The sequence below is a fragment of the Sphingopyxis sp. genome (assembly GCF_050725615.1).
Taxonomy (GTDB): domain Bacteria; phylum Pseudomonadota; class Alphaproteobacteria; order Sphingomonadales; family Sphingomonadaceae; genus Sphingopyxis.
The window spans coordinates 22,515-33,140 of sequence record NZ_JBOHHU010000043.1 but is presented as its reverse complement, the minus strand read 5'-3'; the positions used below and the strand labels follow the sequence as shown (position 1 = coordinate 33,140).

Sequence of the window (10,626 nt, the reverse complement as noted above, 5' to 3'; positions counted from 1 at the left end):
GTCCTCAACGTCGAAATGGTCCCAGGCGCCAAGGTGGTGATCGACGTCGCGGCGAAGGGCGGCGGCAGCGAGAATAAGTCGAAGTTCAAGATGATGAACCCGTCGGATTCGATCGTCGACTGGGTGCTCGAAATGGTCCCGCAGATGGGCGCGGGCTGGTGTCCGCCGGGCATGCTCGGCATCGGCATCGGCGGCACCGCCGAAAAGGCGATGCTGCTCGCCAAACAGTCGCTGATGGACCCCATCGACATGACCGAGCTGCTCGCGCGCGGCCCGAGCAATCCGACCGAGGAACTGCGCATCGAACTCTATGAAAAGGTCAATGCGCTCGGCATCGGCGCGCAGGGACTTGGCGGTCTCGCCACCGTGCTTGATGTGAAGATCGCCGACTGGCCGACCCACGCCGCATCGAAGCCCGTCGCGATGATCCCGAACTGCGCCGCGACGCGCCACGCGCATGTCACGCTCGATGGCTCGGGTCCGGCGTTCCTCGAACCACCCGTACTCGCCGACTATCCGCAGATCGACTGGAAACCCGACCAGGCCGCGATCCGCGTCGACCTCGACACTCTGACCCCCGAAGTCGTCGCCAGCTGGAAACAGGGCGACCGCCTGCTGCTCAACGGCAAGATGCTCACCGGCCGCGACGCCGCGCACAAGCGCATCGCCGAGATGCTGGCGAAGGGCGAAGAGCTGCCGGTCAGCTTCCGCGACCGCGTCATCTATTATGTCGGCCCGGTCGATCCGGTCGGCGAGGAAATCGTCGGCCCCGCTGGCCCGACGACCGCGACGCGCATGGACAAGTTCATGGACATGATGCTCGATCAGGGCCTGCTCGCCTGCGTCGGCAAGGCCGAACGCGGCCCCGCCGCCACGCAGGCGATCGCCAAGCACAAGAGCGCCTATCTCATGGCGGTCGGCGGCGCCGCCTATCTCGTCGCGCGCGCCATTAAAGGAAGCCAGGTCGTCGGCTTCGCCGATCTCGGTATGGAGGCGATCTACGAGTTCGAGGTGCAGGACTTCCCGGTCACCGTCGCGGTCGACAGCGAAGGCCAGAACGTCCACGTCAACGCCCCCGCGCTGTGGCAGAAGCGGATCAAGGACGAAGGGTTGCTGGAGAAGGCATAGGGGTCGCGCCGGCGTGAGCCGCTTCCCGATCTGGTTTACGATCGCCATCGGGGTCGCGGCGCTGTTCTTCCTCGCCGTGCCCTTCGGCCCCGGGACGAGCACCGGCGTGCAAGCCTTCTTCTCGATCCTGATGGGCGCGTTCATCACGGGCGGGGCGGCGGTGATCCTGTCCTTCGTCCGGGATATCGCCGGCCTGTTTCGCCGCCGCGAGGCGCCGACGCCGGCACGACCGCACGCCCCGCCGCCCGACCTCTCGCCCGCGCGAAAGACAGCCGTGCGCAAGGTCGTGGCCGCTATGGCCGAGCATGGCGTCTTCGCGCCCGAAACTCCCGACCCTGCGCTCTTCTTTCCCGGCGTCGCCGACATGGACGAAAGCGTGAAGCCCGACACCATCCTCGCCGCGCTGGCTGAGCTCGACTATTATCATCCCGGCACCGACCCCGCGCACTTCATGGCCAATCTCGCGATGCTCGATTCGAAGACCGAGCAGGACCCCGATTATCTGCGCGGACAGATCGCCGACCTGGACCGGCTCGCGGGCGGCGCGTTGCAAATCGCCGATGTCGTGATCGATGCCGCATGGCCGCCGGCCGAACGGATCATGCCCGTCCGTATCGCGATGACCGTGAACGGCGCGCCGCTGGCCATCGCCTATGACGGCGACGTCAAATATGCGAGCAGTCATATCCAGCACGCGCTCGCGCTGCGCCTCGATGCCGCCAAAGCCGGCCGCCGCTTCGCCTGGCTGTGGACCGACCAGGGCGCATGGCTCAGCGCCCTGCCCGACCGCGCGGTCGAGGCGCTGAACGCCGCGCTCAAGCTGAAACCGCAGGGCCGCTGCGTCTGGGAATGGGTGAGCGACGCCAAACCCTTTGCGGCGGGCGATACGCCCTAGTCGCGGCGCTTCACCGCCGCGCCGCTTTCGATCATCATTTGCACGTCCATCGCCGCGTCGCCTTCCTCGCGCGGCGCATAATAGGCGAACGCCGCATAGGCCTCGGCCCAGCGCTCCTCCATCCGCACGACATTATAGGGGTGGCTGACGAGATAGAATTGCCCCGCCTCCATCTGCGGCACGATGCGGTCCGCAAAGGCGTCGGCGTCCATCGCGGGTTCGGCATGGCGCGTCATGTCGGACTTCACCCAGCCGGGAATGATCACCCCGACTTCGATATGCGCCGCCGCCTCGTTCCGCAGCATGTCCATCAGCCCGAGCACCGCATGCTTGCTCGCGACATAGGCGCCGCCCTTGGCGCGTACCGCGTTGAACAAGGCATTTTCCGACGCGGTGGCATAGATGGCGGCGGGAAGCCCGTCGGCCTGAAACCGACGCCCGAAACTGCGGATGCAGTTCCACACCCCCCAGAAATTGACCTCGAACAGCGCCCGCGCCGCTTGCGGGTCGCTGTCGATCACCGACACGCGCGGCCCGCCGACCCCGGCGTTGGCGATGATCGCGTCGGCGCGGCCATAGGCCTCCCACGCAAAATCGGCGAGCGCCTCGACCGACGCCGCGTCGGTCACGTCGCCGACGAAAGCCCGCGCATCGATGCCCAGCTTCGTCAATTCCGCCACCGCCTCGGCCAGCTTTTCCGCGCGCGGCTCGCACAGCACCAATCTCGCCCCGGCCGCGCCGATCCGCTTCGCCAGCGCCAGCCCGATCCCCGTCGCGCCGCCGGTCACCACGACACATTTGCCCGCAAAGTCCATCGCTCGGCTCTCCCTTGCCGCCAAGGCTAGGCCCCGTCCGCGCGGATCGTCAATCACCGCCTTGCCTTCCGCGCCAGTTCGTCCAAACTTGCTTAGGGTACAAACCACATAGGGGACGCAGCATGGATTTCCGTACTTTCGACCGTCTGGGCCGCCGCGACCTGATTCGCGGCACCGCGATGCTCGGCGCCGGCGCCATGCTGATGCGCCCGCTGCCCTCGCTCGCCGCCGCCGGCCCGATGGCCGACATCCGCAAGGCGGCCGAGGCCGGCAAGGAGGCGTCGATCAAGCGGCTGCGCGACTGGATCGCGCTGCCGTCGATCGCCGCCGAGAACCGCAACATGGCCGAAGGCGCGGCCTATATGGCCGAGCTCGCGCGCGACGCGGGCTTCACCAATGTCGAGATCGTGCCGACCGACGGACACCCCGGGGTGTTCGGCACGATCGACGTCGGCGCCAAGCGCACGCTCGGCATTTATTTCATGTACGACGTCAAACAGTTCGACCCCGCCGAATGGTCGTCACCGCCGCTCGAGGGCAAGTTTGTCGCCAAGGAAGGCCTCGGCACCGCGATCGTCGGGCGCGGCGCGACCAACCAGAAGGGGCCGGAATCGGCCTTCCTCGCCGCGCTCCACGCGATCCGCGCCGCCAAGGCCAAGCTGCCGGTCAACATCGTGCTGATCTGCGAAGGCGAAGAAGAGATCGGCTCGCCGCATTTCCGCCAGGTCGCGACCAAGCCCAATGTCCTCGCCGCGCTCAAGAAATGCGACGGCATCTTCATTCCCTTCCCCTCGCAGGACAAGACCGGCGCGGTCGACGTCAACCTGGGATCGAAGGGAATCATCGAACTCGAACTGGTCGCGAGCGGCGCAAAATGGGGTCGCGGGCCAAAGGGCGACGTGCACAGCAGCCTGAAGGCGATGATCGATTCGCCCGCCTGGCGGCTGGTGCAGGCACTGCAGACGCTGGTCAGCCCCGACGGCAACACCCCGGTCATCGAGGGCTGGTTCGAAAATGTCCGCCCGCTCACCGACCGCGAAAAGACGCTGATCCGCGAGGCCGCGAAGGGCGCCGACGAAGCCGCCGAAAAACAGGCGCTCGGGGTCCAGACCTGGATCGACAACCTCAAATATGACGACGCGCTCATCCGCCTTGCGCAGGAACCGACGGTCAATATCGAGGGGCTGGTCGCCGGCTATACCGGTCCCGGCGGCAAGACCGTGCTGCCCGGCCGCGCGGTCGCCAAGCTCGACCTCCGCCTCGTCCCCAACCAGACCCGTGCCGAGGCCGAAAAGAAGCTCCGCGCCCATCTCGACAAACATGGCTTCACCGACGTCGAGATGAACGTCTCGGGCGGCTATGATCCGACCGAGGTCGCCGAGGACAGCCGCCTGATCCGCACCGAACTCGCGACCTATAAAAAGCTCGGCATCGCGACCAACATCAACGCGCGGCTCGCGGGCAGCTGGCCGGGTGCGACCTTCACCGCGCCGCCGGTGTCGATCCCGGCGGGCCATTTCGGCACCGGTCATGGCGGCGGCGCGCACGCGCCGAACGAATATTATCTGATCGATTCGACTAATCCCAAGGTCGCGGGGCTCGTCGACGCCACCATGGGCTTCGCCGAATTCCTCTACACCCTCGCCGCGATCAAATGAGCGATCTCAACGGCGTCGCGCACGTCATCCTGACCGCAGGCGACTTCGCGCGCTCGACGGCTTTCTGGCGCGACGTGCTTCGCTACCTCGATCTCAAGATCGTGCTCGACAATGACGCGATGCTCTATGGCGTCGGCGGGCGCACCGCGATCGGTATCCGTACCGGCAGCCCCGAAAACGCCGGCAAGCGCTTCGACCAGGGCGCGCCCGGCCTTCACCACGCCTGCTTCCGCCTCCGCGATCGCGCCGCCGTCGACGCGATCCATGCCTTCCTCCAGGACCGGACCGACATCGTCTTTGTCCACGGCCCGCAGGAAGAACCCTGGGCGCCCGGCTATTATTCGATCCTGTTCGAGGACCCCGACGGCATCCGGATCGAGTTCAACCATGTGCCGGGGGTCGGGTTGCTCGCCGAGGGCGAGGCGATCGGCGGGGCCGAGACGCTCGATTAAAAGCCGTAGACCAAGGTAAACCGCGTCTGGGTATCGACACTCTCGACCCCCGGTGGCGGACTCGAATCGATCTGCGCCGCATAGGCGATGCGCGCCGACAATTTGCCCGACAGCTTGGCGTTGAGCGCGGTCAGCGAACTCGTCGAGCTGTTCGTCTCGCCGACCACCGTCGAGGCGACCTGCGTCAGCCGCAGCGTCGGCGACAATTGCCAGCCGAAATCGAGCCCCGCCAGCGCGGTGAGTTCGTCGTCGGTCCCGCCGCGCACAAAATCGGTGCGCCGCCATGCCGGGCCGCCCTTCAGGCTGAGCGCCACCGCCTTGCCGTCGATCAGCTTGTAACCAAGCCCGCCCGAGACGTTCCAGCGCGTGTCATAACCCAGGATGCGGTCATGCTCCCAGCGCCCCAGCCCATAGACGAAGCCGCGATCGCTCAGCCGGTACTGCGGTTCCAGCTCGACCAGATAGCGTTCGACCGAGGTCCGGCCGTTGGTGCGCTGATAATCGGCCTGCGCGCGCAGCTTGTGCGTCCAGTCGATCCCCTTGCGCGCCAGCGCCACCCCGGCGCTCAGCCCCGCCGATTTGGTGTTGCCGCTGCTCTGCGAGGCGCCGACCTGTCCCTCGCCCTTCCAGTTCTGCCACAATTTGGCGCTGGCAAGCTTCGCCTGCGCCGTCGCCTCCTCGGCCTGCTTCGCCTGGCTGCGCGCGTGCTGGAAATCGGCGACCAGCGCATCGACCTCCGCCGCCGCCTCGGGGTTGGTGCTCTTCGCCAGCCGCGCGATCGTCTCGACATCGCCCTCCTTGCCGCCCGCGATCGCCGCGTCGATCATCGCGCGCACCGAGTCGGGCAGCCGGGGCGCAGGCGCGGCCGGCATGTCGGGCGCCGGATTGGTCAGCACGGGATCGGTCGAGACCGGCGCCTGCGGCGCGGCATAAGCGGGGGTCAGGGCGAGCGGCAACAGCGCGAGGGCCGTCAGGCGGGGAAGAGCGGGCATCGGGGTCCTTCGCTGGGGCGGGCGGTTGCCGGTTCGGTCGATCGTTGGGATGCGGCGTCGATCCGCATCCATCGCCCTCCTAACCCAAAAGGCGCTGGCATTTCCACCCCGCGCGGGCCATTTGCAACGCCATGTGGATCGCACTCATCGCCATTTTCGCCGCCGGCGTCGGCAATTTTGCGATGCACCGCGCCTTCATGGAAAGCGACGATCCGCTAATCCAGCAGATGATCCGGCCGCTCGCCGACAAGGTCGGACCGAACATCACCTATGTCTTCGAATATCTGCTGCTCGTCGGTGCGATGGCGATCGCGACGCGCAACTGGTTCACCGCGCTGCTGCTCTATGGCCTCTACACCATCTTCAACGCGATGGCGTTCAGCTGGGTGATGAACCGCCCGAAGTGACGGCCTGCGCAGAGGTCGCGCAAAGACAGAGACGGACCGCCATAGCGCCAATGGCGTCGTGTTGGTTTCGCGCAAAGACGCAAAGACACAAAGATGTTGCGCCAGCCTCTTTGCGTCTTTGCGCGCAACAAAAATGGACGCACCTGTGGGCATTGCTCTGACGGAAAGACAGCAAACGACCGGTTGCAGACGATCAGGTCGTGGTACATTGTCATCAAATGATGGTTCGCCGAATTTTCACGCTTCTTTCGATCGCGGCCTTGGCAGGATGCAATAATACCGATGAACGAGCGGCTTCGGAGCCGTTGGAAGAGGAGACTAATTACCGATCGGCTGGCTTGGACTATGGCGACCCGCAACAGATTGCAGCGCCCTTCCGATTTGCGTTCGAGGTCAGCACGGTGGAGCTTTGCTCGCCCTCCAGAACCGAAGAGGCGCCAAAATGCCCCAACGCGGGTCGGCACTGCTGGTTGGAATTTGACGCCAATGCCAACAAGGACATGGATCGCATAACCAAGCAGTATCACATCGCCGAGGAAGGAACCTATTGGATGGAAGGTGTCGGAAGAATGGCCAAGTCATCCAACGGATTCGGTCATCTGGGCCAGTATGAATGCCAAGTGGAAATGACAAAGGTCAGTAAGTTCGTCAAAATATCCGACTAACATTAACATGAATTTCGGCCCGAGAGCTTGACGTCCACCCCATTTCAGAAATGCCAGCGGCAAGGGATCGAACCTGCACCCGCTGCCGGGATCGCTGTAGCGATACGTCTACCAATTCCGTCACGCTGGCCGGAAAACCCATAGCCGAAATGCGATGCGTCCGCGAGGGGCCGCTTCCCACCCCAGAGCGGACATCGCCTTCAAAAAAAGCCTTTCCTACATTATCCGGCTGTGTCAGCCTTCGTCCGACTCGCTCATTCGGTGAACAAGGGCGGTCGCGGCCCGGCTTGCCGATGCGACCACGGGATAGCGCGCAGGGCTGAACTTTACTGAACTTTGAAACGTCCCGCAGTCCTCACGCGACGCCGTGGTACCACCACACCCCGTCGCGGTCCTCGCGCGCGATACGCCCCTCGACCATCAGCCGCTTCAGATGCGCGAGCGCCTCGCCGGTCGCCATGCCCAGTTGCTCGGCGCCGATCGGCCGGTTGAACAGCAAGGGAAAGCTGTCGACCGCGCGCATCGGCGCCTTCGCGATCGATTCCGCCAGATTATAGAGCCGCATGCGATGCTCGTCGCGCAGCGCCATCAGCCGGACGTGCAGCCCCTTGAACGGCTCGCCATGCGCGGGGCAGGTGATGACGTCGCCGGGCACCGTCGCGATCAGCTTGTCGATCGAATCCAGCCATTCGCCCAGCGGATCGGCCTCGGGCTCGGTGATGTTGATCGACACGTTCGAGGAAATGCGGGGCAATACCTGGTCGCCCGACACCAGCACGCCTTCGCGCTCGTTCCACAGGCACGCATGTTCGGGGCTGTGCCCCGACCCGACGACGACGCGCCACCGGTGCGCGCCCATGTCCAGCACATCGCCATCCTTGATCCGCTGGTAGCTGCGCGGCAGCGGGAACACCATCAGGCCGAAACGGCCCCAGCCGCCGCCCTTCTGCGCTTCGATCTGCGCCTCGTCCCAGCCCGCCGCGCGCGATTGCACCAGCGCTTCGTCGGGCACCGTGTCGCTGGTGTCGCCGACGATCATCCGCGCGGTCAGCATCTCGCCGCGCGTCATCCACAGCGCGACGCCCTTTTTCTTCGCGATCCAGCCGGCAAGGCCGATATGGTCGGGATGCAGATGGGTTCCGATGACGCGGGTGATCCGCGTGTCGGCGAGCGCCCCGGCATAGAGCGCCTTCCACGCGTTCGAACAGATGGTCAGACAGACCCCGGTGTCGACCACCGCGACGCCGTCGCCATCATCCAGGAGCCAGCTGTTGATATGGCCGAGCGACCCCGGCATCGGGATGCGCGCCCAGCGGATCCCCGGCGCGATGCGGATCGTCTCGCCCGCCCCCGGCGCGGCGTCGCCCCAGGGATAGGTCAGCCCGGCGCGGCTCGTCGCGGTGAAGCTGTCGTCCTGGGTCAGCGAGGCGTCCGGCGAGCCGCTGGCCGCCGGGATGCCCTCTTCGTCGCTGACCGACGCCATGCGTCAGGCGGCCGTTTCGTCGTTCGCGGCGGCGGCGAGCGCGGCTTCGCTGGCTTCCTCGGCAGCGCGCGCTTCGTTGGCGGCGGTGCGTTCGGCGCGCAGTTCCTCGAGCAAGGCTTCGCGGTCGCCCTCGAAACGATTGTCGGTCGGCGCGGCGATGCCGGCCTTCTTCGCGGCCTTGGCGACCAGCGCATCCAGCTCGCGCTGCGAACAGAGGCCGAGCGTCACCGGGTCCTTGGCGACGATATTGGCGCTGTTCCAGTGGCTGCGCTCGCGGATCGCGCTGATCGTGTTGCGGGTGGTGCCGATCAGCTTGCCGATCGCGCCGTCCGACACTTCGGGATGGTTCTTCAGGATCCAGGCGATGCCGTCGGGCTTGTCCTGGCGCTTGCTGACCGGGGTGTAGCGCGGCCCGCGGGTGCGGCGGATCGTGTCCTGCGCCTGCTTGCTCATCTTGAGCTTGTAATTGGGGTCGTTCTGACCCTTTTCGATTTCTTCCATCGACAGTTCATGCGCGCGCACCGGATCGCGGCCGGTATATTTGGTCGCGGCGGTTTCGTCGGCGATCGCCTGCACTTCGAGGATGTGGATGCCGCAATAGTCGGCGATCTGGACGAAGGTGAGGCCGGTATTGTCGACCAGCCAGGCGGCGGTCGCATGCGGCATCAACGGGGTGGCGTCGGGGTTGACCATGACTGCTCTCCAAAAGCGCGAATGAAAGCCCCGCCCCTCGCGGAGCGGAAATAATAAGGGCCGCCCCTCGCGGGGCGGCCGGACATTGGGCGTCGCTATATGCCGGTTTCGAAAAAGGGGCAAGTCTGCGGATTCAGCGGCGCCAATGCACCTATCGGGCTTCGTCCGCAGCTTCGGCCCGGAAATAGGCCGCAGCGACCTCCGAATGCGGGAAACTCTCCAAAACCTCACGAACGACGTCGCGCGCTCCCCTTGCTGCCGCGTTGTTGCAACTGCCGGGATAGGGTAGCGTGAAAATGCCAAAATCTTCATTCGGCGCCATGAACCCTACCGCCATGTCACCTAAATCGTGCGGCGACTGGCTGGTACACCCAATCGGTCGCACATCAGTATTTACCCCGTCCAGCCTCGCCGGCCGTAAGCGCCACAAAGCACGCCGCGCGTCGTCCGCGACCTTGGCGGCAAGCTTGAACGACTCCCGACCCCTGACATCGTCATCTGGACGATAGGTGTAAACCACGTCCAACCGATCATCTGCCGCGAGTTGATAGGACAGGAAGTGATCGCCGAACCCTTCGGCTCCGCCAAAGGCTTGATTGATCTCGATCGCCTCCTGCGACAACTGCTTCGCCGAAGGCAAGTCCGTCGCCTCGACCAGACTGTCGGACGCCTCGATCGCCGGCCGATCGCAGGATGCACAAAGCAATGACGCCACCAAAAGCAGCCGACGCCGATCCACCTAAGCCCCCATCGCCACAAACCCCGGCTCACCCTCGACCCGCGCGATCCATGCCTGCAGCGCCGGATAATCGGCCAGCGCGAAATACCCGCTGTCCCCGGCGACATGCGTGTACGCATAGAGCACGATATCGGCGAGCGTCAGCCCCGCGCCGACCAGCCAGTCGCGCGCCGCCAGATGCTCGTCCATCAGCTTCAGCGCCGCCGCGCCCGCCTCGCGCTTCGCCGGCACCAGCGCGCGCTGCACCTCGCTGAGGTTCGCCTCGCCCACCCATTTCATCCAGAAGCGCAGGGTCGCGACATTGGGCTCGTGATTATATTGTTCCCAGAACATCCAGTGCAGCATGTCGGCGCGATCGAAGCGGTCGTGGGGCACCAGATGCGTGCCGTCGGCGAGCCAGAAACAGGCGGCATTGCTTTCGGGCAGGAAACGGTCGCCGACCTGCAGCACCGGGATGCGGCCGTTCGGATTGACCCCGGCCAGGAATTCAGGCGTCCGCGTCTCGCCCGCCATGATGTCATATTCGCGCCGCTCGAGCGGATAATCGAGCAAGGCGGCGGTCAGCCGGATCTTGTAGCAATTGCCGCTCGCCGCATATTCGTGAAGGATCGGATGGTCGGTCGACGTCTCGGCGCCGCTCGCGGCGAAGCCGGAGATGCCCGACGGAAACACCAACGTATCGGGGCGACCCGTCCCCAA

At 65.6% G+C, this 10,626-nt stretch carries 12 protein-coding genes and 1 pseudogene; 6 read left to right on the top strand and 7 right to left on the bottom strand.

Going from position 1 to position 10,626, the window contains the following annotated elements; genetic code table 11:
* Both ACREB7_RS11690 and ACREB7_RS11685 read left to right on the top strand, forming a co-directional pair.
* On the top strand, positions 1-1,128 hold a 1,128-nt coding region (locus tag ACREB7_RS11690; RefSeq protein WP_431592447.1), incomplete at its 5' end, for a FumA C-terminus/TtdB family hydratase beta subunit.
* Positions 1,129-1,141: 13 nt separating this feature from the next.
* Positions 1,142-2,023, top strand: a complete 882-nt coding sequence (locus tag ACREB7_RS11685; RefSeq protein ID WP_431592446.1) for a hypothetical protein — start codon at positions 1,142-1,144, stop codon at positions 2,021-2,023.
* Here ACREB7_RS11685 and ACREB7_RS11680 read toward each other — a convergent pair.
* A complete protein-coding gene (locus ACREB7_RS11680; RefSeq protein ID WP_431592445.1) occupies positions 2,020-2,838 on the bottom strand; it encodes an SDR family NAD(P)-dependent oxidoreductase in 819 nt (272 codons plus the stop codon). The two genes, ACREB7_RS11685 and ACREB7_RS11680, sit on opposite strands and share 4 nt — an antisense overlap.
* A 122-nt stretch (positions 2,839-2,960) precedes the next feature.
* Between ACREB7_RS11680 and ACREB7_RS11675 the strand changes: the two genes are divergently transcribed.
* Both ACREB7_RS11675 and ACREB7_RS11670 read left to right on the top strand, forming a co-directional pair.
* The gene (locus ACREB7_RS11675) at positions 2,961-4,496 is read left to right on the top strand and encodes a M20/M25/M40 family metallo-hydrolase (RefSeq protein ID WP_431592444.1); all 1,536 of its coding nucleotides are present in this window, start codon (positions 2,961-2,963) and stop codon (positions 4,494-4,496) included.
* Entirely contained in the window at positions 4,493-4,948 is a 456-nt protein-coding gene (locus tag ACREB7_RS11670; protein WP_431592443.1) for a VOC family protein, read from the top strand. The genes ACREB7_RS11675 and ACREB7_RS11670 overlap by 4 nt, the downstream gene beginning before the upstream one ends.
* Here ACREB7_RS11670 and ACREB7_RS11665 read toward each other — a convergent pair.
* Entirely contained in the window at positions 4,945-5,940 is a 996-nt protein-coding gene (locus ACREB7_RS11665; RefSeq protein WP_431592442.1) for a DUF481 domain-containing protein, read from the bottom strand. The two genes, ACREB7_RS11670 and ACREB7_RS11665, sit on opposite strands and share 4 nt — an antisense overlap.
* Before the next feature lie 131 nt (positions 5,941-6,071).
* Here ACREB7_RS11665 and ACREB7_RS11660 point away from each other — a divergent pair, with 131 nt between their 5' ends.
* Both ACREB7_RS11660 and ACREB7_RS11655 read left to right on the top strand, forming a co-directional pair.
* Positions 6,072-6,347, top strand: a complete 276-nt coding sequence (locus tag ACREB7_RS11660) for a hypothetical protein (protein ID WP_431592441.1) — start codon at positions 6,072-6,074, stop codon at positions 6,345-6,347.
* Between the two features lie 218 nt (positions 6,348-6,565).
* Entirely contained in the window at positions 6,566-7,012 is a 447-nt protein-coding gene (locus ACREB7_RS11655) for a hypothetical protein (protein WP_431592440.1), read from the top strand.
* A 51-nt stretch (positions 7,013-7,063) separates the two neighbouring features.
* Here ACREB7_RS11655 and ACREB7_RS11650 read toward each other — a convergent pair.
* The 5 genes and pseudogenes from ACREB7_RS11650 to ACREB7_RS11630 form a co-directional block, all read right to left on the bottom strand.
* Positions 7,064-7,142, bottom strand: a pseudogene (locus ACREB7_RS11650).
* 225 nt (positions 7,143-7,367) lie between these two features.
* Entirely contained in the window at positions 7,368-8,495 is a 1,128-nt protein-coding gene (locus ACREB7_RS11645) for an MBL fold metallo-hydrolase (protein ID WP_431592439.1), read from the bottom strand.
* A 3-nt stretch (positions 8,496-8,498) separates the two neighbouring features.
* Positions 8,499-9,188: a cell cycle transcriptional regulator TrcR gene (locus ACREB7_RS11640; RefSeq protein WP_431592438.1), complete on the bottom strand. Its 690-nt coding sequence runs from the start codon at positions 9,186-9,188 to the stop codon at positions 8,499-8,501.
* Positions 9,189-9,339: 151 nt separating this feature from the next.
* A complete protein-coding gene (locus ACREB7_RS11635) occupies positions 9,340-9,927 on the bottom strand; it encodes a hypothetical protein (protein ID WP_431592437.1) in 588 nt (195 codons plus the stop codon).
* Positions 9,928-10,536 (bottom strand): glutathione S-transferase family protein, encoded by a 609-nt coding sequence (locus ACREB7_RS11630; RefSeq protein ID WP_431592448.1) that lies wholly within the window; start codon positions 10,534-10,536, stop codon positions 9,928-9,930.
* Positions 10,537-10,626 lie beyond the last annotated feature (90 nt).